16 protein-coding genes and 1 pseudogene are annotated in these 26,489 nt (G+C 67.0%); 15 read left to right on the top strand and 2 right to left on the bottom strand.

The window, feature by feature from the left end; all coding sequences use genetic code 11:
* The first annotated feature begins 102 nt into the window (after positions 1–102).
* A complete protein-coding gene (locus LXE91_RS35745) occupies positions 103–10,503 on the top strand; it encodes an autotransporter-associated beta strand repeat-containing protein (RefSeq protein WP_423191628.1) in 10,401 nt (3,466 codons plus the stop codon).
* 30 nt (positions 10,504–10,533) lie between these two features.
* The gene (locus LXE91_RS35740; RefSeq protein ID WP_039371730.1) at positions 10,534–10,848 is read left to right on the top strand and encodes a hypothetical protein; all 315 of its coding nucleotides are present in this window, start codon (positions 10,534–10,536) and stop codon (positions 10,846–10,848) included.
* Positions 10,849–11,123: 275 nt separating this feature from the next.
* On the opposite strand, the gene LXE91_RS35735 is transcribed toward LXE91_RS35740, so the two are convergent.
* Together LXE91_RS35735 and LXE91_RS35730 are read right to left on the bottom strand one after the other, a co-directional pair.
* Positions 11,124–12,161, bottom strand: coding sequence for a LysR family transcriptional regulator (locus LXE91_RS35735; RefSeq protein WP_039371976.1), 1,038 nt, complete (start codon positions 12,159–12,161; stop codon positions 11,124–11,126).
* Positions 12,162–12,243: 82 nt separating this feature from the next.
* Positions 12,244–12,987 (bottom strand): SDR family oxidoreductase, encoded by a 744-nt coding sequence (locus tag LXE91_RS35730; protein ID WP_039371732.1) that lies wholly within the window; start codon positions 12,985–12,987, stop codon positions 12,244–12,246.
* Between the two features lie 205 nt (positions 12,988–13,192).
* On the opposite strand from LXE91_RS35730, the gene pdxR reads away from it, so the two are divergent.
* The 13 genes and pseudogenes from pdxR to LXE91_RS35665 all read left to right on the top strand — a co-directional run bounded on the left by pdxR (position 13,193) and on the right by LXE91_RS35665 (position 26,488).
* Positions 13,193–14,734 (top strand): MocR-like pyridoxine biosynthesis transcription factor PdxR, encoded by a 1,542-nt coding sequence (gene pdxR, locus LXE91_RS35725; RefSeq protein ID WP_039371734.1) that lies wholly within the window; start codon positions 13,193–13,195, stop codon positions 14,732–14,734.
* A gap of 309 nt (positions 14,735–15,043) precedes the next feature.
* The gene (locus LXE91_RS35720) at positions 15,044–15,544 is read left to right on the top strand and encodes an Ohr family peroxiredoxin (RefSeq protein WP_039371735.1); all 501 of its coding nucleotides are present in this window, start codon (positions 15,044–15,046) and stop codon (positions 15,542–15,544) included.
* A 121-nt stretch (positions 15,545–15,665) separates the two neighbouring features.
* Positions 15,666–16,667, top strand: a complete 1,002-nt coding sequence (locus LXE91_RS35715; RefSeq protein ID WP_039371736.1) for a bestrophin family protein — start codon at positions 15,666–15,668, stop codon at positions 16,665–16,667.
* Between the two features lie 470 nt (positions 16,668–17,137).
* Positions 17,138–17,638: an Ohr family peroxiredoxin gene (locus LXE91_RS35710; RefSeq protein ID WP_039371738.1), complete on the top strand. Its 501-nt coding sequence runs from the start codon at positions 17,138–17,140 to the stop codon at positions 17,636–17,638.
* A gap of 179 nt (positions 17,639–17,817) precedes the next feature.
* The gene (locus tag LXE91_RS35705; RefSeq protein WP_039371739.1) at positions 17,818–18,297 is read left to right on the top strand and encodes a carboxymuconolactone decarboxylase family protein; all 480 of its coding nucleotides are present in this window, start codon (positions 17,818–17,820) and stop codon (positions 18,295–18,297) included.
* A 4-nt stretch (positions 18,298–18,301) separates the two neighbouring features.
* Positions 18,302–18,706, top strand: coding sequence for a cupin domain-containing protein (locus tag LXE91_RS35700; protein ID WP_039371741.1), 405 nt, complete (start codon positions 18,302–18,304; stop codon positions 18,704–18,706).
* A 96-nt stretch (positions 18,707–18,802) separates the two neighbouring features.
* On the top strand, positions 18,803–19,735 hold the full coding sequence (locus LXE91_RS35695) for an MBL fold metallo-hydrolase (protein ID WP_039371744.1): 933 nt from the start codon (positions 18,803–18,805) through the stop codon (positions 19,733–19,735).
* 350 nt (positions 19,736–20,085) lie between these two features.
* Positions 20,086–20,664, top strand: a complete 579-nt coding sequence (locus LXE91_RS35690) for a YbhB/YbcL family Raf kinase inhibitor-like protein (RefSeq protein WP_039371747.1) — start codon at positions 20,086–20,088, stop codon at positions 20,662–20,664.
* A gap of 89 nt (positions 20,665–20,753) precedes the next feature.
* Positions 20,754–20,825, top strand: a pseudogene (locus LXE91_RS35685) (H-NS family nucleoid-associated regulatory protein); the annotation flags it as partial.
* A 1,098-nt stretch (positions 20,826–21,923) separates the two neighbouring features.
* Positions 21,924–22,514, top strand: a complete 591-nt coding sequence (locus LXE91_RS35680; protein ID WP_135370814.1) for an ATP-binding protein — start codon at positions 21,924–21,926, stop codon at positions 22,512–22,514.
* Positions 22,496–23,875: a sigma-54-dependent transcriptional regulator gene (locus LXE91_RS35675; protein ID WP_039371753.1), complete on the top strand. Its 1,380-nt coding sequence runs from the start codon at positions 22,496–22,498 to the stop codon at positions 23,873–23,875. Before LXE91_RS35680 ends, LXE91_RS35675 begins: the two co-directional genes overlap by 19 nt.
* A 332-nt stretch (positions 23,876–24,207) precedes the next feature.
* Positions 24,208–25,938: a methyl-accepting chemotaxis protein gene (locus LXE91_RS35670; RefSeq protein WP_039371755.1), complete on the top strand. Its 1,731-nt coding sequence runs from the start codon at positions 24,208–24,210 to the stop codon at positions 25,936–25,938.
* 34 nt (positions 25,939–25,972) lie between these two features.
* Positions 25,973–26,488, top strand: coding sequence for a hypothetical protein (locus LXE91_RS35665; RefSeq protein WP_046197096.1), 516 nt, complete (start codon positions 25,973–25,975; stop codon positions 26,486–26,488).
* Position 26,489 lies beyond the last annotated feature (1 nt).

The following is a 26,489-nucleotide window of genomic DNA, read 5'->3' as shown; positions in this document are numbered from 1 at the left end:
GGCACCGGCGCCACGACGCTGTCCGGCGCGAATACGTTCACCGGCGGCGCGAGCCTGACGGGCGGCGGCAGCCTGATCGTCGAAGGCGGCACGGCGCTCGGCGTGGGCGGCGCGTTGAACGTGAGCGGCCTCGGCGGTTCGCTGAGCGCGGATCTGGCCGCGGGCGCGGCCCTCGCGAACGGCATCAACCTGAACGGCGCCTCGCTGACGCTGAATGGCGCGAACAACCTTGGCCTGAGCGGCACGATCGGCGGCAGCGGCGGCCTCGTGCTGAGCGGCACCGGCACGACGACGCTGTCCGGCGCGAACACCTTCGGCGGCGGCACGACGCTCAGCGCCGGGACGCTGCTGGCCGGCAGCAACACGGCGCTGGGCAGCGGCGCGCTGAACGTCGCGGGCGCGGGCGGCGCACTCGGCGCGAGCGTGAGCGGCACCGCGTTGGGCAACGCGGTCAACCTCGGCACGGGCGCGACGCTCGCGCTGACTGGCGCGAACGATCTCGGCCTGAACGGCGTGATCGCGGGTACCGGCGCTCTCGCGCAAATCGGCTCGGGCATCACGACGCTGACCGGTGCGAACACGTTCTCGGGCGGCACGACGCTGAGCGGCGGCGGAATCCTCGCCGGCAACGGCGCCGCACTGGGCACGGGTGCGCTGAACGTGACGGGCGCGGGCGGCTCGCTCGGCACGACCGTCGGCGGCACGGTGCTCGGCAACGCGATCCAGCTCGGCGCAGGCGCGGCGCTGACGGTTGGCGGTACGAACGATCTCGGGCTGGGCGGGATCATTTCCGGTGCAGGCGGCCTCTCCGTGAACGGCCCGGGCACGACGACGCTCACCGCGGCCGAGACGTTCACCGGCGGCACCACGATCGGCAGCGGCACGCTGGCGATCGGTGCGGGCGGCAGCCTCGCCGCGTCGAGCCCCGTCAACCTGACGGGCGCGAGCGCGCAATTCAGCATCGCCGGCGCGACCACGCCGCAGTCGATCGGCACGCTGTCGGGTGTCGCGGGTTCGGCGATCGATCTCGGCGCGAACAACCTGACGCTGGCCGGTAGCGGCAACGGCGTCTTCGCCGGCAACATCGGCGGTGCGGGCGGGCTGACGCTTTCCGGCACCGGCTCGCAGGCGCTCACCGGCAACAACACCTACGCGGGCGGCACGGCGCTGACGGGCGGCAGCCTGCTCGTCGGCAGCGGCGCGGCGCTCGGCCTCGGCGCACTCGACGTCAACGGCTCGGCTTCGCTCGGCGCGAGCGTGCCGGGCGTGACGCTCGGCAACGCGGTCAATCTCGGTACCGGCGTCACGCTGGGATTCAACGGTACGAACGATCTAGGCCTGAGCGGCACGATCGCCGGCAACGGCAGCCTCGCGCAAACCGGCACCGGCACGACCACGCTGCTCGGCGCGAACACGTTCTCGGGCGGCACCACGCTGAGCGGCGGCGGGCTGATCGCCGGCAACGGCGCGGCGCTCGGCTCGGGCGCGCTGACCGTCGCCGGCACGGGCGGCACGCTTGCGACGAACGTCGCCGGTACGGTGCTCGGCAACGCCGTCAACCTCGGCGCGGGCGCGACGCTCGGCCTGAACGGCGCGGCCGATCTGAGCTCGGGCGGCGTGATCGCCGGCGGCGGCAGCCTCGCGCAAACCGGCACCGGCACGACCACGCTGCTCGGCGCGAACACGTTCACCGGCGGCACGACGCTGAGCGGCGGCGGGCTCATCGCGGGCAATGGCTCGGCGCTCGGCACGGGCGCGTTGAACGTGACCGGCGCGGGCGGCTCGCTCGGCACGAGCGTCGGCGGCACGGTGCTCGGCAACGCGGTGAATCTCGGCACGGGTGCGACGCTGACGGTCGGCGGTGCGAACAACATCGGCCTCGGCGGTGCGATCTCGGGCGGCGGCAATCTCGCGGTGAGCGGCCCGTCGATCACGACGCTGACCGGCGCCGGCTCGTATACCGGCGGCACGACGATCGGCACCGGCAGCACGCTGGCAGTCGGCGCGGGCGGCAGCCTGTCGGGCGGCAGCGCGATCAACCTGGCCGGCGCGGGCTCGACGCTGGACGTCAGCGCGGCCACGTCGCCGCAGACGACCGGCACGCTGTCGGGCACGGCAGGCTCTGCGGTGAACCTCGGCGGCAATACGCTGACGCTCGGCGGGTCGGGTAACGGCACGTTCGGCGGCACGATCGGCGGGGCCGGCGGGCTGACGATGGCAGGCACCGGCACGGAGACGCTGACCGGCGCGAACACGTACACCGGCGGCACGACGATCAACGGCGGCACGCTGGCGATCGGCGCGGGCGGCAGCCTGGCAGCGGCCGGCGCAGTCAACCTGGGCGGGGCAGGCGCGACGTTCGACCTGAGCGGCGCGGCGCTGCCGCAGGCGATCGGCACGCTGTCGGGCGTGGCCGGTTCGACGGTGAACCTCGGCGGCAACGGCCTGACGCTCGGCGGAGCCGGCAACGGCACGTTCGGCGGCACGATCGCGGGGGCAGGCGGCAGCCTCACGCTGTCGGGCACCGGCACCGAAACGTTGAACGGGGCCAACACATACACGGGCGGCACGAACCTCAACGGCGGCGGCACGCTGATCGCCGGCAACGGCGCGGCACTCGGCACGGGTGCGTTGAACGTCGGCGGCGCGGGCGGCACGCTGGCCGCGAGCGTGGCCGGCACGACGCTGAACAACGCGGTGAATCTCGGCGCCGGTTCGGCACTCACGCTCGGCGGCACGAACGACCTGGGCCTCGGCGGCATCATCGCCGGCGGCGGCAGTCTCGCGCAAACCGGCACCGGAACGACCGCGCTCACCGGCGCGAACACGTACACGGGCGGCACCACGCTGAGTGCCGGCGGCCTGTCGGTCGGCAACAACACGGCGCTCGGCACGGGCGCGCTCAGCGTGACCGGCAGCGGTGGCGCAATCAGCGCGAGCACGGCGAACCTGCTGCTGGCGAACGCCGTCGATCTGGGCGCCGGCTCGGCGCTGAATCTCGGCGGCGCGTTCGGCTTCGGCCTGAACGGGACGATTTCCGGGGCAGGCGGCGTGGTGCAGTCCGGCACGGGCACGACCACGCTCGGCGGCACGAACACCTACAGCGGCGGGACGACGCTGAACAGCGGCGGGCTGAGCGTCGGCAGCAACACGGCGCTCGGTTCCGGCGCATTGAACGTGACCGGCAACGGCACGTTGAACGCGAGCGTGAGCGGCACGACGCTCGGCAATGCGGTCACGCTCGGTGCGGGCGCGACGCTCGGGCTGAACGGCGCGAACGATCTCGGCCTGACCGGCACGATTTCCGGCAGCGGCGCGCTTGCGCAGACCGGCGCGGGCACCACCACGCTCACCGGCACGAACACCTATGCCGGCGGCACGACGCTGAGCGGCGGCGGCCTCATCGCCGGCAACGGCTCGGCGCTCGGCACGGGCGCGTTGAACGTGACGGGCGCGGGCGGCTCGCTCGGCACGAGCGTCGGCGGCACGGTGCTCGGCAATACGGTGAATCTCGGTGCGGGATCGACGCTGACGGTTGGTGGGGCGAACGATATCGGGCTGGGCGGCGGGATCTCGGGCAGCGGCGGCCTGTCGGTGAGCGGCCCGTCGACGACCACGCTCACGGGCGTGAACACCTATACCGGCAACACGACGATCGGCGGCGGCAGCACGCTGGCGGTTGGCGCGGGCGGCAGCCTGTCGGCGGGCAGCGCGCTCGACCTCGCCGGCACGGGCGCAAAGCTCGACATCAGCGCGGCGACCACGCCGCAGACGAGCGGGATGCTGTCCGGCGTGGCGGGCACGAACGTGAATCTCGGCGGCAACACGCTGACGCTCGCCGGCACGGGCAACGGCAGCTATGCCGGGACGATCGGCGGTACCGGCGGGCTGACGATGGCAGGCACCGGCACGGAGACGCTGACCGGCGCGAACACGTACACCGGCGCGACGACGATCAACAGCGGCACGCTGGCGATCGGCGCGGGCGGCAGCCTGTCGGCCAGCAGCCCGGTGAATCTGGCCGGCGCAGGCGCCACCTTCGACGTCAGCGGCGCGACCACGCCGCAGACGACGGGCACGCTGTCGGGCGTGGCCGGTTCGACGGTGAACCTCGGCGGCAACAACCTGACGCTCGGCGGCACGGGCAGCGGCTCATACGGCGGCACGATCGCCGGCGCGGGCGGCAGCCTCACGTTGTCGGGCACCGGTACCGAAACGCTGACGGGCAACAACACGTACACCGGCGGCACGACCTTGAGCGGCGGCGGCACGTTGATCGCGGGCAGCGGGTCGGCGCTTGGCACCGGCACGCTGCACACCAGCGGCGCGGGCGGCTCGCTTGGCACGAGCGTGGCCGGCACGACGCTGTCCAACGGGATCGATCTCGGCGCGGGTTCGACGCTGACGGTTGGCGGTGCGAACAATCTGGGCCTGGGAGGCGGGATCTCCGGCAGCGGCAACCTCGCGGTGAGCGGCCCGTCGACGACGACGCTCACGGGTGCCAGCTCGTACACCGGCAACACGACGATCGGCGGCGGCAGCACGCTGGCGGTCGGCGCGGGCGGCAGCCTGTCGGGCGGCAGCGCAATCAATCTGGCCGGCGCGGGCTCGACGCTGGACGTCAGCGCGGCCACGTCGCCGCAGTCGACCGGCACGCTGTCGGGCGCGGCGGGCTCGGCGGTGAACCTCGGCGGCAATACGCTGACGCTCGGCGGGTCGGGCAACGGCACGTTCGGCGGAACGGTCGGCGGCACGGGCGGCCTGACGCTGTCGGGTACCGGCACCGAAACGCTGACGGGCAACAACACGTATACCGGCGCGACGACGATCAACAGCGGCACGCTCGCGATCGGCGCAGGCGGCAGCCTGTCCGCCAGCAGCCCGGTGAATCTGGCCGGTGCGGGCGCCACCTTCGACGTCAGCGGCGCGACCACGCCACAGACGACCGGCACGCTGTCGGGCGTGGCCGGTTCGACGGTGAACCTCGGCGGCAACAACCTGACGCTCGGCGGCACCGGCAACGGCACGTACGGCGGCACGATCGCCGGCGCGGGCGGCAGCCTCACGTTGTCGGGCACCGGTACCGAAACGCTGACGGGCAACAACACGTACACGGGCGGCACGACCCTGAGCGGCGGCGGCACGTTGATCGCGGGCAGCGGCTCGGCGCTCGGCACCGGCACGTTGAACACGAGCGGCGCAGGCGGCACGCTGGCCGCGAGCACGCCCGGCACGACGCTCGGCAACGCGGTGAATCTCGGCGCGGGTTCGACGCTGACGGTGGGCGGCACGAACAATCTGGGCCTCGGCGGCGGGATCTCGGGTGGCGGCAACCTCGCGGTGAGCGGCCCGTCGACGACGACGCTCACGGGGGCCAGCTCGTACACCGGCAGCACGACGATCGGCAACGGCAGCACGCTGGCGGTCGGCGCGGGCGGCAGCCTGTCGGGCGGCAGCGCGATCGACCTCGCCGGCACCGGCGCCACGCTCGACCTGAGCGGGGCCACCTCCGCACAGACGACGGGCGCGCTGTCCGGCGGCGCGGGCACGAACGTCAACCTCGGCGGCAATACGCTCACGCTCGGCGGCGCAGGCAGCGGCACGTACGGCGGCGTGATCGGCGGCACGGGCGGGTTGACGCTGTCGGGCACCGGCACCGAAACGCTGACGGGCACCAACACGTATACCGGCGCGACGACGATCAACAGCGGCACGCTGGCGATCAGCGGCAACGGCAGCCTGTCGTCGAGCAGCCCGGTCAGCCTGACCGCGTCCGGCGCGACGCTCGACCTGAGCGGTGCGTCGTCGCCGCAATCGACCGGCACGATCTCGGGGGTGGCCGGCTCGACGGTGAACCTGGGCAACAACAACCTGACGCTCGGCGGCACGAGCAGCGGCACCTATGCGGGCAACATCGCCGGCACCGGCGGCGTGACGATGAACGGCACGGGCACCGAAACGCTGACGGGCGCGAATTCCTACACGGGGGCGACGACGATCAACAGCGGCACGCTGGCGATCGGCGCGGGCGGCAGCCTGTCGGGGACGACGCCGGTGAGCCTGACGGGTGCGGGCGCAACCTTCGACCTGAGCGGCGCGACCACGCCGCAGACGACGGGCACGCTGTCGGGCGTCGCCGGTTCGACGGTGAATCTCGGCGGCAACAACCTGACGCTCGGCGGCACGGGTAGCGGCACGTACGACGGCACGATCGCCGGCACGGGCGGCAGCCTGACGCTGGCGGGCACGGGCACCGAAACGCTGAACGGGACGAACACGTACACGGGCGGTACGAGCCTGACGGGCGGCGGCACGCTGATCGCCGGCAACGGCTCGGCGTTCGGCTCCGGAGCGTTGAACACCAGCGGCGCAGGCGGCACACTCGGCACCAGCGTGGCCGGCACGACGCTGGGCAACGCGGTGAATCTCGGTGCGGGTTCGACGCTGACGGTTGGCGGTGCGAACAATCTGGGCCTCGGTGGAGGGATCTCGGGCAGCGGTAATCTGGCGGTGAGCGGTCCGTCGACGACGACGCTCACGGGTGCCAGCTCGTACACCGGCAGCACGACGATCGGCAACGGCAGCACGCTCGCGGTCGGTGCGGGCGGCAGCCTGTCGGGCGGCAGCGCGGTCGATCTGGCCGGCGCTGGGGCGACGCTCGATCTGAGCGCCGCCACGACGCCGCAGTCGACTGGTGCGTTGTCGGGCGTGTCGGGCTCGACCGTGAACCTCGGCGGCAATGCGCTGACGCTCGGCGGTTCCGGCAGCGGCACATACGGCGGCACGATCGCCGGCACGGGCGGCAGCCTGACGCTGGCGGGCACCGGTACCGAAACGCTGAACGGGACGAACACGTACACGGGCGGCACGAACCTCACCGGCGGCGGCACGCTGCTCGCCGGCAACGGCTCGGCGCTCGGCACCGGTGCGTTGAACACCAGCGGCGCGGGCGGCGCGCTCGGCACCAGCGCGGCCGGCACGACGCTCACCAACGCGATCAATCTCGGCGCGGGGTCGACGCTGACGGTTGGCGGTGCGAACAATCTGGGCCTGGGCGGCGCGATCGGCGGCAGCGGCAACCTCGCGGTGAACGGTCCGTCGACGACGACGCTCACGGGGGCCAGCTCGTACACGGGCAGCACGACGATCGGCAACGGCAGCACGCTCGCGGTCGGCGCGGGCGGCAGCCTGTCGGCGGGCAGTGCGGTCGATCTTTCCGGTACGGGCGCCACGCTGGACCTGAGCGCCGCGACGACGCCACAGACCACGGGCGCAGTGTCGGGCGTGTCGGGTTCGACCGTGAATCTGGGCAGCAACACGCTGACGCTGGGTGGCTCCGGTAACGGCACGTACGGCGGCACCGTCGCGGGCACGGGTGGGTTGACGCTGTCAGGCACCGGCACCGAAACGCTGACGGGCAGCAACACGTATACCGGCGCGACGACGATCAACAGCGGCACGCTCGCGATCGGCGCGGGCGGCAGCCTCTCCGGCAGCAGCCCGCTGAACCTGGCCGGTGCGGGCGCAACCTTCGACGTCAGCGGCGCGACGACGCCGCAAACGACGACCGGGTTGTCGGGCGTGGCCGGTTCGACGGTCAACCTCGGCGGCAACAACCTGACGCTCGGCGGGGCGGGCAGCGGCACGTACGGCGGCACGATCGCCGGCACGGGCGGCAGCCTGACACTCGGCGGCACGGGCACCGAGACGCTGACCGGTTCGAACACGTATTCGGGCGGCACGAACCTGACCGGTGGCGGCACGCTGGTCGCAGGCAGCAACACGGCGCTCGGGACCGGCGCGCTGAACACCGGCGGCGCGGGCGGCACGCTGGCAGCCGGCACGCCGGGCACGACGCTCGCCAATGCGGTGAACCTCGGGACGGGTTCGACGCTGACGGTAAGCGGCCCGAACAGCCTCGGCCTGACCGGCGCGATTTCCGGTAACGGCAATCTGTCGGTCACCGGCCCGGCGACGACGACGCTGTCGGGTGCCAACACCTACACCGGCGGCACGAGCGTCACCGGCGGCGGCACGCTGGTCGCCGGCACCCCGACCGCACTCGGCAGCGGCACGCTGAGTGTCGGCGGCAACGGCGGCACGCTCGGCACCAGCGTGGCCGGCACGACGCTCGGCAACGCCGTGACCCTCGGCACGGGTTCGACGCTGACGGTGGGCGGCGCCAACAACCTCGGCCTGAGCGGCCCGATCTCGGGCGGCGGCAACCTGGCGGTGAGCGGCCCGTCGACGACGACCCTCAGCGGCGCGAGCTCGTACACGGGCGGCACGACGATCGGCAACGGCAGCACGCTGGCGGTCGGCGGCAACGGCGGCCTGTCGGCGGGTAGCGCACTGACGCTGGCCGGCAACGGCGCGACGCTCGATGTCAGCGCGGCCAGGACGCCGCAGACGGCGAGCGCGCTGTCGGGCGCCGCCGGTTCGACCGTGAATCTCGGCGGCAATACGCTGACCGTGGCCGGTCCGACGGGCGGCAGCTTCGGCGGCATGATCGCGGGCACCGGCGGCTTCGCGGTGCAGGGCGGCGGCACGCAGACGCTGACGGGCGCCAACACGTACACCGGCAACACGACGATCGGCAGCGGCAGCACGCTCGCGCTGGCCGGCTCAGGCAGCCTCGCGTCGACGAGCCCGGTGATGCTCGCGGGCAGCGGTGCGACGCTGAACCTGGCGGCTGCGAGCGCGCCGCAGTCGATCGGCACGCTGTCGGGTACGACGGGCTCGAACGTGAATCTCGGCAGCACGCCGCTGACGGTCAATACCGCGGGCACCAGCTCGTTCGCGGGCACGCTCGCGGGTACCGGCCCGCTGACGCTGGCCGGCACGGGCGCGCAGGTGCTGAGCGGGACGAACACGCTGTCCGGGCCGACGAACGTGACCGGCGGCACGCTCGCCGTCACCGGTTCGCTGGCCAGCTCGCCGGTGACCGTCGGCAGCGGCGCGACCGTCACCGGGACGGGCACGATCGGCGGCCTGGTCGTGTCGGGCGGCGGCACCGCGTCGGTCCTCCAGCTCGGGCAGCCGCTGAAGGTCGCGGGCAACGCGACCTTCCAGCCGGGCTCGACGCTGCAGGTCGGCGCCACGCCGCAGCAGAGCGGCGGCCTCGACGTAACCGGCTCCGCGACGCTCAACGGCGGGGCGGTGCAGGTCGTCGCGGCGACCGGGCAGTACCAGCCGGGCAAGCTCTACACGATCGTGAATGCCGGCGCGGGCGTGCAGGGGCAATTCAGTGCGGTGAACTCGACGTATGCGTTCCTCACGCCGACGCTCACGTACAACCCGGCGCAGGTGCTGATGTCGCTGACACCGAACGGCACGCCGTTCTCGTCGGTCGCGACGACGCCTGACGGGCAAGCGGTGGCGGGCGCGGTCGGCACGCTCGGCGCAGGAAACCCGCTGTTCGATACGGTGCTGACGTCGGATTCGACTACCGCGAACCGCGCGTTCACGCAGCTCGCCGGCGATCTGTATCCGAGTACGCGAAGCGTGCTGCTGTCGGATAGCCGCTACGTGCGCGATGCGGTGCTCGATCGCGCGCGGCTCGGTTCGCAGCCTGGCGGGGCGCTGTGCGGATGCGAGGCGCCGGTGTCGGCGGACGATCACGCGGCGGCGCTCGATCGGCGCATGGCCGCGGAGAACGGCTGCACGCCGGCCAAGTCGTTCAAGCCCGCGGTGTGGGGCCGTCTGTACGGCTCGCATAGCCGGTTCGACGGCGACGGCGTCGCTTCGATCGATCGCAACCTGTACGGCTTCATCGTCGGGACGGATGCGGAGGTCAGCAGCCACTGGCGCGTCGGTATCGCGGGCGGTGCGTCGCGCAGCCAGCTCAATACCGACCAGAACGAATCGGCGAAGGTCAACGGCGAGACGATCGCGCTGTACGCGAGCGGCCGATACGACGCGTGGAACGTGCGCGGTGGCGTGGCGCAGTCGTGGTACCGCGTGCATGGCGAGCGCAATCCGTCGTTCGGCGGCTTCTCCGATCACGACACCGCCAGCTACGACGCGAACGCGACGCAGGTGTTCACCGAGCTCGGTTACTCGACGGCGATTCGCAACGTCCAACTCGAGCCGTTCGTCGGGCTCGCGTTCGCGAGCCTGCACACCGGCGGCTTCAAGGAGAACGGCGGTGCGGCTGCCCTGCAGGGCGATTCCGACACGACGGGCCTCGGGTTCTCGACGCTCGGCCTGCGGGCTTCGACGGACGTCGCGGTCACGACGAAGGGCAAGGTCACGACCTTCGGCACGATCGGCTGGCGGCATGCGTTCGGCAACACGCAACCGGCTTCGGCGCTGTCGTTCGCGAGCGGTGGCGCGCCGTTCAGCGTGGTCGGCGTGCCGATCGCGCGCGATGCGGCCGTGCTCGAGGTCGGTGTCGATGCGGCCGTGACGAAGAACCTGTCGCTCGGCCTGTCGTATAGCGGCCAGCTCGGCGGCCACATCAGCGACCACGCGCTGTACGGCAATCTGTTGTGGAAATTCTAAGGGGAGGGGCGGCGACCGCTCGCGCACACGGTGACCGGTACCGCCGGCGCGGTCGCCGGAACGTTTCCGGCACTGAGCGTCGCGCTCAACGGCGGCACTGCAGCGGGCGCGGTCGGCGGTGTGACGAATGCCGCCGGGGCGCTCATCTCTGGTGGTGCGACGATCGCCAAGGCGGCGGTGCAATCGGTCGGTTCGGCCGTCGGCTCGGTGGCCGGCGTCGTTCCCGCGCTGGCGGTTTCGCTGAACGGCAATTCCGCGCAAGGAGGAGGTAGCGCGTCGGGCGGTCTGCTGGCACCCGTGACGTCGCTCGTCACCGCGCTCACCGTCCCGGTGATCAAGAAGTAGGCGACGTCGATACCGCGGCCGCCGCATGCTCCGGGCAGCCGCGAATCTTCACGCGTCAGGCGCGTCACCTGTGACGCCCGCGGAACGACTAATTGTGTCGAATCGCGCGGCGTTGCATCGGTGACGCGCCATTTCTCATTTCGAAAGTTCGCGGCGATTCCGGCTCAGATTTAACGTCAATTCTTTATTTGACATAATGCTGATGATCGCATTTTTTGTTTGTAGTAGCTAAGCTCAAATGTCCGCTTTCGGGCCGCGTAAGCTAACCGGTCCCATCAAGCAGCTAATGCCGGCGATGACTCATCCGTGATATCCGGGTTGAAACGGGTCATGCAGTTCAGGTCAAGTGCGCGTATTTGCTCGGTCATGAAGTCGACGAAGATACGAATGCGTGTCGGCAGATGTTGCCGACTGAGATAGCAGATATAGTGGCCGCGATCTTCCGGCAAATACTTCGCCAGCGCGACGACGAGCTCGTTCGATGCAAGGTGGTCGCGAATCTGATAGCCCGCCATCTGCGCGATACCCGCTCCGCGTAGAACCGCCTGCAACACCAGCTCCGCGTCATTGAACGTGAGGCGGGACGTCGGCAAGTACTTTTGTACTCGGCCGTCGACGTTGAATTCCCATTCGAAGATGCGGCCGCTCGCGAATCGGAAGTTGACGCACTCGTGCCGGTCGAGATCCGCCAGACTCTTCGGGAGCCCGTGCTTTGCCACGTACGATGGCGCTGCGCAAAGCGCCATCTGCATCGGAATCAATTGCCGCGCAATGATGCTGGAGTCCTCGATGCGGCCATTGCGAAACGCCACGTCGATCCGTTCCGACACTAGGTCGATCGGCCGGTCGTCGAGCAGTAGGTCGAAGACGATGTCGGGGTACGCCCGCGCAAACGTTTCCAGCAGCGGCGCAACGATTTTCCGGCCAAACCCCACCGCCGAGCTGATACGGATCAGGCCGCGCGGCGGCCCCTGCCGCAGTTCCAGCATGTCGTTCATGGCCTCGACGATCTGCGCGACGCCCTGGCGGCAGTTCTCGAAGAATCGCTGGCCTTCGCTCGTCAGCTCGGTCATGCGCGTAGTCCGCTGGAACAGCCGCGTACTTAACTGCGCTTCGAGCTTCTGGACATTCCGGCTCACGGCTGGCCGTCCGACGCCGAGCTTTTCGGCGGCCTTGGTAAAGCTTCCCTCGCTCGCCACTGCAACGAAGGCGAGGATGCCTGCATAGCTCGCACCGAAGCTCGCGGACAGCGCATCGGCGCGACCGATCAGGTCGCGACAAACGCCGTGCTCCGAAGGTTCCGAATGATTCATTTCCGCTTCCTCAGACATGTCGTTCACTTCGATTGCCCGTTGCCGGCGTGCGCCGGCGAACCGCTGCACATACGAACGCGAATCAGCTTCTTGTGAGCCACTGGTCGAGACCAATGCGGCCGAGTCGCGCCTCCCCGAGCGGCACCAGCGATTTCTCCTCGACGCGACCGCCGTAGTAACGGGCGTCGCGATCGGTCACCACCGCGCGCGGATCGCCGACCGACTTCAGGTAGCGCGCGACGATCTCCGCGAACGGCGCGCGATCCGGGCCCGCGATCTCGACCGTGCCGTTCTGCGGCGCGGCCAGCGCGACCTGCGCGACGAGCGCCGACACGTCTTCCGCGGCGATCGGCTGAAACAGGCCGTCACCGATGCGGACCGTGCCGTCTTGCGTGCTGAAATCCGCAATCCCGCCGATGAATTCCATGAATTGCGTCGCGCGCACGATCGTGTACGGCACGCCCGCCGCTTCGATCGCCTGCTCCTGCGCGACCTTGGCCAGGAAATAGCCGTTCTCCGGCATCCGGTCGCAGCCGACGATCGACAGCGCGACGTGATGGCGCACGCCCGCGGCCACTTCGGCCTTGCCGAGATTGCGTGCCGCCGTGCGGAAGAAATCCAGTACCGCCTGCGGCTCCCACGACGGCGCGTTCACCACGTCCACCACGACATCCGCGTCCGTCAATACATCGGCCAGGCCCTCTCCCGTGACGGTATTGACGCCGGTGCTCGGCGAGGCGGCCAGCGCCTGATGACCCGCTTCGGCGAGCAGCGTGACGACACGTGAGCCGATCCGGCCCGAACCACCGATGACAACGATTTTCATCGCACAATCTCCTGACGATTGGATTTGACGGGAATGCGACCAGGCTTGGCGGGTGCCGGATCCGGAGAAGGCGGCCATGTCCGTCGCATCGCGTGACGCAATTGTGGAAGAATCATGTCCTATCCATCAGTGCCAAGAATCGGCGATCGGACTAGTCCAAGCTGGATCCGATCCTGTCCCTGCGTGCGTGACCTGAGAAGCCGTGATGTCCGAGCCCACCCTTCCGCTGACCATCGAAATCGATCGGCAGCACCAGTTGCCGCTCTATCTGCAGATTTGCGAGCGATTCCGGGCCGCGATCGCCGCCGGCCACCTGCGCCCCGGCGACCGCGTACCCGCGCTGCGCGGCCTGGCGACGCAACTGAACACGGCGCGCGGCACCGTCGAACAGGCCTATACGATCCTGGTCGACGAGGGCTATCTGCAGATGCGCGGCGCGGCAGGCACGTTCGTCTCGCCGTCGCTGCCGGTCTCGCTCACCCGGGCGTCGCCTCCGCGCACCGGCGCACCGCCGAACCGGCCCGGCGAACCGGCGAGCCCGCCTCGGGCGTCGGCCCCGGCGGCCCCGTCGGTCGCGCCCGCCGACCTCCTGCCGTCGCCGCGCCCGCAGCCGATCGCCGTCGCGATGAGCGGCGAGCCGAGCCCGCTGCAACCCGGGCTCCCGGCGCTCGACGCGTTTCCGCGCAAGGTCTGGCACCGGCTCGTGTCGCAGCGCGCGCGCAGCGGCGAACGTGCGCTGCTCGGCTATCCGAATCCGGCCGGCTACCGGCCGCTGCGCGAACACATCGCCACCTATCTGACGCTGTCGCGCGGCGTCACCTGCATGCCGGAACAGGTGTTCGTCACCGGCGGCTACCGCGCCACGCTGGAACTCATACTGCGCAGCCTCGCGCGGGCGGACGAGCGCGTGTGGTTCGAGGATCCCGGCTATCTGCTCGCACGCGGGTTCCTGTCCGAGACCGGCGTACAACTCGTCCCCGTGCCGGTGGACGCCGACGGGATCGACGTCGAACGCGGCATGCAGCTGGACGCACAGGCACGCTTCGCGGTGGTGACGCCGTCGCATCAGAGTCCGCTCGGGCATACGCTGTCGCTGTCCCGCCGCATCGCGTTGCTCGACTGGGCGGAAAAAAAGTCGGGGTGGATCGTCGAGGACGACTACGACAGCGAGTTTCGCTATCTCGGCCGCCCGCTGCCCGCGTTGAAGAGTCTCGACCGGCGCGATCGCGTGATCTATTGCAGTACCTTCAGCAAGGCGATGTACCCCGGTTTGCGGCTCGCCTACGCGGTCGTGCCGGAGCGCGCCGTGGAGCGCGTCGAACGAGTGGCGTGCAGCATGAATGCCGGGTCGCCACCGCTCCTGCAGGCGGCTCTGGCGGATTTCATCGAACAGGGGCACTTTGCCCGCCATCTGAAGCGCATGCGCGCGCTGTACGGCGAGCGCCGCATGCTGATCGTGCATGCATTGCGCGAGGCGTTCCGCGAGCGGCTGATCGTCGAATTGCCGGTGGGCGGCATCCAGTTCGCGGTGCGATTCACCGACGGGCCCGAGGGGCCGGTCGACGACGTCGCCGTCGCCGCACGCGCCCGCGACGCCGGGCTCGCGGTCGTGCCGCTGTCGATCTGGTATACGAACAGCCACACGCCGCTCACGCCGCGCGGCCTCGTCATCGGGTTCGCGAACATCGTCGATGCGGACGAAGCGCAGCGTCACGCGACAACGCTGCGCGCCTGCGTCGGCCGCTAACGCGGGGGCCGCAGCCGGTGGGGTGTCACAGTCCTGCGTCACGGCTCCGATTGGTGTTCGGCGGGAAACATTGAATCACCCGCGACGGCCATACCGTCGCACGGTACGCTCCGCTAGCATGGGGGCGCCCTTCTGCATGGACAAACCTGGATTCGGGCTGCACCGGAAGATCGCCGCGCTCCGCATACGGTCGATCGCTCCACTTGTTCGTGAAGACGCCATTTGCCCGGGCCGTGCAACCCCCTTTACAACACGCTTCGACAAATGAATGACCGGGTATCGAAGCGTCGCTGAACTCGAGCAAGCATCATGAATGACAACACGCTGCAGGCCCCTCCGCTCTCCCTCCTCGACAGATATCGGGGTCGGGATTTCCAGCCTCTCTATATGACGAGCGTCACCGTGTCCGGTGGCGAGACGGGACACGGCCGCGCATCCGGCGTCGTGCGCTCGGACGACGGGAACCTCGCCGTCGATCTGCGCCTGCCCACCGAGTTGGGCGGACCCGGCAACGGGACCAACCCCGAGCAATTGTTCGCGGCGGGCTTCGCCGCGTGCTTTCACGGTGCGCTGAACCTGCTCGAGCAACGCGCCGGCATGGAACCTGCCGATACGGTCGTGGAGGTGCGGGTTTCGTTTGGCCGCGATCCGATGGACGGCGGTCATGCGCTGCTCGTCGACATCCGCGTCCGGATGCCCGGCGTCGATCAGGACATCGCGGAAGAACGGGTTCGAGCCGCGGAGCGCCTGTGCCCGTACGCAAAGATGGCCAGACCAGCCACCGTCAATATCGTGACTGTCGTTGATTGACGCGACGCCCGTCGGGCGGTAGCGGCGCCTGTCCGCTGAAGATCGTCGTTGCTGCCCTGTCGCGCGTGGCCGCCGCGCCGTGCATTCGGGGACGCGCCGAGTCCTCGATGAGGCAAAGGAAATGCATCTCGGAAAATCGTACAAGTTGTCGGAGTTCCTGATCTGGACACGCTGGAACATCTATGCGCTCTTCGTCTTCGGGACTGTGCCGGTCATTCTGTACAAGTTCCTGTGCGTCACATGGTTGTCGATCCCGCTGACGATCGTGGTTCTCCTCGGAACCGCGACGTCGTTCATCGTCGGCTTCAAGAATGTCCAGACGTACAACCGCGCAACGGACGCGCTGGAAATCTGGACCGAAATCGTGGGCAAGAGCCGTCGCTGGGGCCAACTCGCGCGCGATTTTGCCGGCGACGAAGCGATTTCCCGCACGTTGATCGATCGACACCTTGGATGGCTGACCGCGCTGCGATACGAACTGCGTCGCCCTCGGGTCTGGGAAAGCACGAGCAAACGCTACAACGCGGAGTACCGCCGGTACTATCGCGTTCCGGAGTGGGAACGGGACATCAGGGAAGTGTTGCTGAAATACCTGTCGCCGTCTGAGACGGCACAGGCGCTCTCTTCCATGTCCATCGCGACATTCGTGCTGAACCTGCAATGCAGTGCGCTCGGGACGCTTCACGCGGCCGGTCGGCTGAATACGAGCTTCTACATGGAGCTTCACAAGACGATCGGGGATTTCATCGCGCTCCAGTCGAGATCAGAACGTTTCAAGAACTTCCCGTATCCGCGACAGTACGCGACCGTCAGCTCGCTGTTCGTCCGGTTCTTCTGCCTTTCCCTACCGTTCGGTCTTCTGAGCGAATTCAACCGGCTGAACGACGGCGTGAGCGGCTTCATGCATGGCAACATGGTGTGGCTGGTCGTGCCATGCAGCGTCGCGGTGTCGTGGATGTATACGTCGCTCGACCAGGTCGGCGAAAGCACCGAGAATCCGTTCGAAGGCGGTGCGAACGACGTTCCCATTTCGACGCTGTGCGCCACGATCGAGCGCGATCTGAAAGCAATGCTCGGAGATCCTGCCGACCATCGGTGCGACCACACGATCATCGCGCTATAGAGAACCGGGCTGTTTCTCGCTGGCATCGGGTCGAAGGTGGCGCACGTCCGTTCACCTGCGTACGATTCCCGGCGGTCTCTTTCAGTGCGCATCCCCGCCATGCCACCACCGCCCCCGGCGAGCTTGGTGAGCCAGACCAGCGGCACGACCACGATGAAGATGATCGACGCAACCAGCGCCCATCGGGCGCCTACCGCAGTCGTGGAGAAATCCATGCGCCCGGGCACCCGTCGCGCTCGCCGTATTGGTACGAAGCGGGCAACACCATGCATCCCGAGTCGATCTGGTCCGGCGGCACGTCTTTGACTAGCATGCGAGAGCGCGTCGGCTATCGTTCGAACGATGGGTGATGGCATCAACTTGCCGGCAAGGCCAGCCCCCTTGCGCCGATGTGCGTTGACGTACCACGCACCATCCGGATACGCAAGATTCGGAACGTTCGCGTTCGCCGATTACAGACCGGGAGAAGTATGGAGAACGAGAGGTTGCAACCTCCGCCGCTGACGCTGCTCGACAAATACCGGGGGCGGGAATTCGCCCCCCTCTATACGACGACGGTCACCGTCTCCGGAGGCGAATCCGGGCACGGCCGTGCTTCGGGCGTCGCGCGCTCCGACGACGGCTGTCTCGCCCTCGATCTGCGGTTGCCGACCGAGCTCGGTGGTCCGGGCGGCGGGACCAATCCCGAACAGCTCCTTGCCGCCGGCTACGCCGCGTGCTTTCACGGCGCGCTGAGCCTGCTCGCGCAGCGCGAGCGGATCAATATTCGCGACGCCACCGTGGCCGTCGAAGTCACGTTCGGTCGTGATCCGATGGATGGCGGATATGCGCTGATCGCCAACATCACCGTCCGCATGCCGGGTATCGACCGGCAGCTTGCGGAACGTCTTGTCCGAGATACAGAACGCCTGTGCCCCTATATGAAGATGGCGCGGCAGGGAATCTGCAGTGTCGTCGCCGTGTCGGCGTGACTGAATCTCGCCGGCATGCGTGACGAACGATTGGTGCCGAAGCAACAACAGAGTGCGCACGCGGCCGGTACTACTGGCCCGCGGGACCCGCGATTACGATGGCTGCCAAGCGGGTCGTGCGATCAATCGCGATACGCAGGGCCGGCAGTACCAACTTCCACAAATCAGGAGAACGGATCATGTCGCAACGTATCAACTACTTTCAGCAATCGCCGGAATTCACCAGGAAACTCGTCGAACTCGACGGGTTGTTTCAAAAGACGACGATCGAAGCGCCGGTCCGCGAGCTCGTCGAGATTCGCGCATCGCAACTGAACGGCTGCGCGTTCTGCGTCGATATGCACGTCAAGATGGCCCGGATCCACGGCGAGCGCGAGCTGCGCATGCATCACGTCGCGATCTGGCGCGAGTCGACGCTCTTTTCGCCGCGCGAACGCGCCGCGCTCGCATGGACCGAAGCCCTGACGCATCTTTCGTCGGATGGCTTGCCGGATGATCTCTACGAACGCGTGCGTGCCCACTATTCCGAAAAGGAGTTGTCGGATCTGACCTTCCTCGTCGGTGCGATCAACTGCTGGAACCGGCTGAACGTCGCGTTCCGCATCGTGCCCGGATCGTTCGACAAGACGTTCGGGCTCGACAAGGCCAACATGGAGTAACAACATGAAACGCATCCTGCTCGCACTTGCACCGCTCGCGCTGTCACTGCTGATGCCAGTTCAGCCGGCCGCCGCCGCGCCGCAAGCGATCGTTACAACGCTGACCACGGAGCCGTTGCCCGAGTATCCGGGCAAGGAGGTCGAGATGATCGTCGTGGATTATCCGCCCGGCAGCGTCGATCCCGTTCATCGTCACGACGCGCACGCATTCGTCTATGTGCTGGACGGCAGCATCGTGATGGGCCTGAATGGCGGGAAGGAAGTCACGCTCCATGCCGGCGATACCTTCCACGAAGGCCCGAAAGACATACACACGGTCGGCCGAAATGCCAGCAGCACGAAGCCGGCAAGATTCGTCGTGTTCCTGATCAAGAACAAGGGGGCGCCGGTCCTCACCCCCGTGAATTAGTGCAGTCGTCGTCGAGGCCCGGCACCGCCGGGCCGTTTTGACCGTGCCGTGCCGTGCTGTGCGACTTACCCCACTTAATCAATAGGACTATAGAAGATGAGCGAAACGATCCGAAATTTGCAGCCAGTCACCGCCAACCTTGGGAAAGGCGGAGCAGGCGAACTCGTGCCTTCCCGCTATGCCGTGCGCGTGGGTGACGTCGACGTCGTGTTGATCAGCGATGGCGTTTTGCCGCTGCCGACGTCCACCATGTCAACCAACGTGAGCGAAGCTGACCGAAACGAATGGTTCGACGGCCGGTTCCTCCAGCGCGACATGTTCGACTGGGCGCTGAATATCGCGCTTGTGCGTAGCGGCGAACGCCTGATCCTGATCGACTCGGGCGTGGGCGACGGATTCGAATACTTTTCGCGCGCCGGTCGGTCGGTGATGCGCCTGGAAGCCGCCGGCATCGACCTGGCGGCGATCACCGATATCGTGATTACGCATATGCACATGGATCATGTCGGCGGACTGAACGTCGATGGCGTCAAGGCCAAACTGCGCCACGACGTGCGCATTCACGTGTCGGCCACGGAAGTTGAATTCTGGAAAGACCCCGACTTCAGCAAGACGGTGATGCCGGAAACGGTACCTCCCGCGCTGCGCAAGGCTGCTGCAAGGTTCGTGGAACTCTACCGCGAAAACATCGTGCCGTTCGATCGGACCGTGGAAGTCGCCGCGGGCGTGTCGGCCCGCGTGACGGGTGGTCACACGCCGGGACACTGCGTCGTGGACATCGCGTCCAACGGCGAGAAACTCACGTTCGTGGGGGACGCGATTTTCGAAGTCAACTTCGACAATCCCGATTGGCAAAATGGCTTCGAGCACGATCCTGAAGGCGCTATCGACGTGCGTATAGCGCTGCTCAACGAAGCGGCTGAAACCGGCTCACTGCTGGCCGCGGCTCATGTCGCTTTTCCCTCCATCGGTCACATTGCAAAGAGCGGTGAAGGTTTCCGCTTCGTGCCGGTGCAGTGGGACTACTGATCGACGCTCGACTATCGACCGTAGTCGTATAGGTTGCGTTGACGAGTGCCGGAGAACCGCCGCGAACTCACATGACTCGCGGCGGTTCTTTTTTAAACAATCGCTAGTTCGGGCGGTGGCCACTCGTTCAAAGGCGCTTGCACGCTCATTCAACGCCCGCCGCTGCTGCTCTCGTTATGCAGACGCTCGACCTCGCCGGCACGAGCGACGACCGAATCGACTGAAAGTCCTGCCAACGACGTTGCTGCGAAGGCAACACCGTGGTTCGCGAATCTGCCTTCCGGGGCGAATCGCTACACGATACGGTTGATACCGTTGTACTGAACTCTTACCCTTCAACGGAGCACCTCATGCGATCGAAGATTTTATTTCCCGCGATTCTATGCATTTCGGCGGCACTAGCGGTCATCCCGGCGTCAGCCAGCGCGGCGCCGTTCACAATCAGGGTCGACGGCCTCAGTCACGGACACTTTACGAACGAACACGTGTACGGAGGCTTTGGCTGTCACGGTCAGAACGTTTCGCCCCGCATTTCGTGGGCTAACGTTCCGCGCGGCACGAAGAGCATCGTCGTGACAATTTTCGACCCCGATGCGCCAACCGGCGGGCTCGGCTGGACCCATTGGGAGGTCGTCAATATTCCACCTTCGGAGTCGTCGATCGAAAAAGGCGCTTCCGGCAATCCGAAGTTCTTGCCGGCGGGCGCTGTCGAGACGTTGACTGACTTTGGCGAATCCAGATACGGTGGCCCCTGCCCGCCTCAGGGGGCGTCGCATCGATATGTCGTGACGGCGTCGGCCTTGGACGTGGCAAGAATTGACGTGGCGCCGGCGGCGAGTCCTGCGCTCGTCGCCTATCAGATGCACGGGAAAGTCATCGCTCAGGCGAAGTACGTCGCCAAATATCATCGCGCCTTGACTAACGATTGATGGTCGCAATTACGCCAATGACATTCCACCATCGACCTTCATATAGATGGTCCACATGCTTTTGGGTCCGTTCGTTACGCCGACCGGACCCCGCCGAGCCGAAATACCAGGATCCGAAAACCGGCGCCACCTGGAATGGTCGAGGCAAGCCACCGTCGTGAATCGCCAAGGCCAAAAATCGAGACCGCTTCCTGATTCCTCAAAAAACTGAGCTGGCGAGCCACCGTCGGTGACTCACCGAGATCACGCGGCTCACTGCATTCGCCGAACCATTGTTTTCGAGACTCCCCCATCGTTTGCCGATTTCGTAAGGAATCCATTTTACATAACAAATATACATCGCGAACGCACTGGCTGTCGATCAGTCAAGGCTGGCGGGCAACTAGCGCAAGAGGAATGGCACGGCGAGTAACCCAACACGGAACGACGAATCGTGTGGCACGCCCTCCGGCCCGTACGGAGTATTCCTCCCGTCTCGCACAGCCCGCGCGCGGGGCAAGTCGCCACCGGGCTCCGTACAAGTATTCTCTGGACGATGCCGACACACCGGCGCCATCATCGGCCTTTCGATCCAGTAGTTCAATTCCCTTACTCATGCGGACCGGTCCAGTCTCTTCATGGCCGAGTCCCGCCCGATGTAAGGGGCAGCGCCGAAACAGCGCCCGTGCCGGCCGACGGCCTGACGCCCGAACGCTTCGACCGTCCGCGGGATGTGCCGCATCCATTGGAAACCGCCGGTGATCGCCGGCGCGGCCGGCGACCGCCGGAAGTTCCAGATCGCCACGCGACGTGCTGGCCGACTACCGCGGCCACGTTGCTTTTGTTGACGAGAACCACACGCAAACGATTGCGAGCAAGACGCGAACAAAACATTTATGTACTATTTAGATAATAAGGATCGCTTCCATATATGAATGCAACCCGCTCTGACACATGCATTTCATTATCTACCTAGGATGGGCGTGAAACGGAACGCTCCCCGCCAGCGCCTCATGTGGGTGCTTCCGCGCGTCGTGGGCGAACGGTTGGAGGGCGGCGAACTCCATCACCGTATTGTCTGATAAAAACCGACAAACGCGTGATGCGAGCGGGTACGTAGCGCATACCATCGCCTGCTTCAAATACGAGCGGCCTGTCCTATCATCCCCACCCCTGCCAATCTATCCTCGACTGAATGTCGACGCAGACGAAGCGCGATTGCGCTGCATTCCGTAGACCGTTTCCATGAGAACAGACGTAGCACCATTCGACGCAAGGCTATGACGCTAGTCAGACCAAGGTTTTCGACGCAATTGTCGCTACTCAGGGCACTTGCCGCCGCGTTATGCGCATCGCTGGTCGCAATCGTATGGTTAATGGCCAGTTGCACCGAAAGCCACCGCATCGCATCCGCCAAGCAGCGCGCGAGCGAAGCGTGCGAGGCAATTGCATCCCACTACACGCTGTCGTTACCGCACGCGACGGAGCCGAACGTTCAACTGTTGCACGACGTGCTCAACGCGGCCCTTGCCGGATCGGCGGGCATCGAGGGAGGATTCCGGAGGCTAGGCGCGCCGCGTTCCGGGCCACCGGGCAGCGCGTCCGAGCATGCCGGTGGATTCCTCGCTTACGCGTTTCCGTCTTACCCGGGCAGCGGCATTAAGCGCGACATTCCGGAAGCAGAAACACCGCTGATCCTGAGCGCGCTCACGCGTATCTTCGAACCCTTCGTCAGCGCGCGGCCAGGCGGCTGCGGGCTGGGTCTCCCGCTGGTTCGAGAGATCGCAGCGTCGCACGGCGGCACCGCCTATCACGCCGCCCCCCCTACTGCCTGCTTTGTCATCGATATCCCATGGCAACCATCCTACTGATCGACGACGACGATGCCTTCTGCGAAGGATTGTCCGAAACACTGACCGATCTCGGTCACGAAACCCTATGCGCCGGCACGGGAGAGCACGCGCTCGCCCGCATCGAGCGAGGTCTGCAACCCGCCTGCATATTCCTTGACATCCGGCTGCCCGACATGGACGGAATAGCCGTACTCGAGAGGCTGCGGCGCGTCCATCGACTCGCGACGGTACCCGTCGTGGTACTGACCGCCTATGCCCGTAGCGGTAATACGATCGCCGCCATGCGCTTGGGTGCGTTCGACCACCTGACGAAGCCGGTCGGCCGCGACGATATCGCGAGCCTGCTCGAGCGCATCTTCGCGGCCCATTCTCCACCCGACGCCGGTACCCATGCGCAGGCGAACGTCGACGCGTTCGACGAGCCTGTCGGTACGGAGCCGCGCTTGCTCGGCATCAGCACGGCGATGCGCGAAGTACAGAAATGTATCGGCCGCGCCGCGGCGTCGGACGCGACCGTTCTCATCACCGGGGAAACGGGAACCGGCAAGGAAGTCGCGGCCAGGGTGCTCCACGTTGCGTCGTCGCGTTGCGCCGGCCCGTTCGTTGCCGTCAATTGCGCGGCGATTCCTCATGAGCTTCTCGAAAGCGAGCTCTTCGGCCACTGCAAAGGCGCTTTCACGGGCGCCACGGCCGCACGGACGGGCCGAATCGTCGAAGCCGATGGAGGCACGCTTTTCCTGGATGAAGTCGGCGACATGGCGACCTCCATGCAGGCCAAGCTGCTGCGCGTTCTGCAGGACCAGCAAGTCACCCCGCTCGGCGTCAACCGGTCCATTTCGGTGAACGTCCGCGTGGTTGCGGCCACCCACCGGGACCTGCGGACCATGGTCGCGAACGGAACGTTTCGCGAAGACCTGCTTTACCGACTCAACGTCATACCCATTCATCTGCCACCGCTGCGCGAGCGGCTGGCTGATATCCTGCCGCTCGCCGTCCATTTTCTCGACACGACGTCGAGCGCGACTACGACGAAGCGACTGTCCGTGCAGGCGGAGCGCCGTCTGATCGCGTATGCGTGGCCGGGCAACGTACGCGAACTGCGCAACGCGATCGCGCGCGTGAATGCGCTCGCGCCCGGGGCCGTCGTCACTGGATGCGATCTCGCGTTCCTCGATGAACCCGGTGTTTCGTCGCGCGACGCGCTGCTGCCTGCCGCGATGCTCAATCGTCCGCTGTCGGAAGCACTGGCCGCCGTCGAGCGCGAGATGATCCTGCGCACGCTGGAACTCACCGGCGACAATCGCGCGGAAGCAGCGAAGCAGCTCGGCATCAGCCGCCAGTCGCTATACACGCGCATGGCGAACCTCGACATCGGCTAGCGTCGGATTTCCGGACACACGTGTCGGGGTGCGTTGACAGTCTCGCTGTCGCACTGTCGGCAAAGCCTTGTCCGACAGTCCCCTTTATGTGGCACACCGCTTGCATGTATTGCCCGGAACGATCTCGCAGATCGCACCGGGCAGGCGGCGCTCACCCTTCGCGAAACGGCACGCGAAGACATCGAAGCACGGTACCGGTCCCTGCGTGGTCGTGATTTCAACGACGGGATGCGGATGAGCGTCGACGGATGTCGATGCCTTCCCGACCCAGCGTTCATAACAAGCACAACGACAACCGCTCGATCAAGGCGAACGACAGGGGAAGATCAAAGATGAGCTTCGGACAATTGACCGTGCGAGCGAAACTCGCGCTGACCTTCGGCATGATGGCCGCGCTGGTGGTTCTGGTTTCGGTGATCGCACTCAGTGCGCTCGGGGATGCGAACGACAGTTTCGCCAGCTACGTCGACGGTGCGCGCGCACGCGCGGCGTTGACGGAGAAAATTCGCGCGGCGGTACTTCAGCGCGCGGTCGCCGTCCGTAATCTCGTGCTCGTGACGAAACCCGCCGATGTCGAAGCAGAGCGCGTTGCGATGACGCAGGCGCATGACGAAGTGCAGGCACGGCTTCGCCAGCTAAACGAAGCAATCGCCACCAACCCCGACGTGACGGCGAAAGCCCGTGTGCTGGTGGCCGAAATCAACCGCATTGAATCGCGATATGGCCCGGTGGCCGTCGCGATCGGCGACGCTGCGTTACATGGCCAGCGGGACCAGGCGATCGCGATGATCGACGATCAATGCCGGCCGCTACTGAAGGAACTCGTCGCAGCAGCCGACACCTACGTCGGTTTCGCAAGCAATCGGGCGGCTGAAAGCAAGCAGGCGTCCGTGCAACAGTACGACAGACACCGCGCGTTACTGATCGGCATCTGTCTCGCTGCCGTCGCGGTCGCCGTCGTTGCGGCGTTCCTGATCACGCGCAGCATCACGCGCGCACTCGGCGCGGAACCCGTCGACCTGAGCGACATCACACGCCGCGTCGCGGCGGGCGACCTCGGCACCGTCGACGGCGCCGCAGCCGCGCCGCGAGGCAGCGTGCTCGCCTCGATGGGCGAGATGCAGGCGAGCCTCGTCCGGCTGATCGGGCAAGTCCGCACCGCCGCCGACAGCATCGCGACGGGATCCAGCCAGATTGCGTCGGGCAACCAGGACCTGTCGTCCCGCACGGAGCAACAGGCGGCGTCGCTGCAGGAGACGGCATCGAGCATGGAACAGCTCACCGCCACCGTGCGGCAGAACGCGGAGAGCGCGCAACATGCGAGCGCGTTGGCCGGCGGTGCGTCGGACGTCGCCCACAAAGGCAGCGCGGTGGTCAGCCAGGTCGTGGACACCATGACCGACATCAGCCACAGCTCGTCGAAGATAGCCGAGATCACCGGGATCATCGAAGGCATCGCGTTCCAGACCAATATTCTTGCGCTGAACGCTGCCGTGGAGGCTGCCCGTGCGGGTGAACAAGGTCGCGGCTTCGCTGTCGTGGCGAGCGAAGTGAGAAGCCTCGCGCAACGTTCGTCGAATGCAGCGAAGGAAATCAAGGCGTTGATCGGCGCATCCGTCCAGAAGATTCGGGACGGCTCCCGTTTTGCCGACGATGCGGGCCATACGATGGCCGAAGTGACGAAAGCCGTGGCACGTGTGACGGACATCATGGGCGAAATCGCCGCGGCGTCCTCCGAACAAAGTCGCGGGATCGAACAGGTCAACATCGCGATCACGCAGATGGATGAAGTCACGCAACAGAACGCGGCACTGGTGGAAGAAGCGGCGGCCGCATCGAAGTCGCTCGAAGACCAGGGCCATCGATTGACCGAGGCTGTCTCGTTCTTCCGTGTCGGGTCCGCAGAGAGCCGTGCATACAACCAGCCGGCGGCGCACCGGACTGTGGCAACCACGGCGGTCGTGCCACGGCCGGTGCGACCCGGCCGCACGCCCGTGACGGAGGCAAGAACGCCATCACCCCGTGCCGCAGTGAACGCTGCAGGAGACTGGACCGCCTTTTGATACGGCGCGCCCCCTTCCGCTTTCGGACCATGCCATGACAGAACCCAAGACGACCTTATCGGATGCGCCGCCCTGCGACGACGATGAAGAAACCGTCGCATCGGTGCCCGCCACGTCCCTGTGCGGCGATGAGGAGAACGGTATCGAGATCGCGTTTCTGACGCGCCTGCTCGAGCTCGCCATCGCGGTAGTCACCGCTTGTGCCTGCGCAATCAGTCGCAGTGCCGAAGAAGCGGCAGCCGAGGTGAACAGGCTCGTACAGCGTGCGCCAGGAGAAGCGAAGGCGATCGAAGTCCGGCCGGCCTCATCCGCGCAGGAAATTCGGGTCGACGCGCGTCTCGCCGACGACTCCATCCGCATGACGACCCAGGCCGTCAGCACGGCGGCGCAGCAGGCAGGCATCGCAGACCGGTTCGCCACGACATCCGCGAACAGCACAGCGGCATCGAGCAGATCGACGCCACGATCCTTTTGGCGGGCGCGGCCTCATGGCCAAACACGACACGGGTGGAAGAGGCGGTGGTCGGCTCGAAACCCCTCGAGTCCTTGAT

It is taken from the genome of Burkholderia contaminans (genome assembly GCF_029633825.1).
In the GTDB taxonomy this organism is placed as follows: domain Bacteria; phylum Pseudomonadota; class Gammaproteobacteria; order Burkholderiales; family Burkholderiaceae; genus Burkholderia; species Burkholderia contaminans.
The sequence above is the reverse complement of the archived record's forward strand: the minus strand, read 5'-3'. Positions and strand labels throughout refer to the sequence as shown.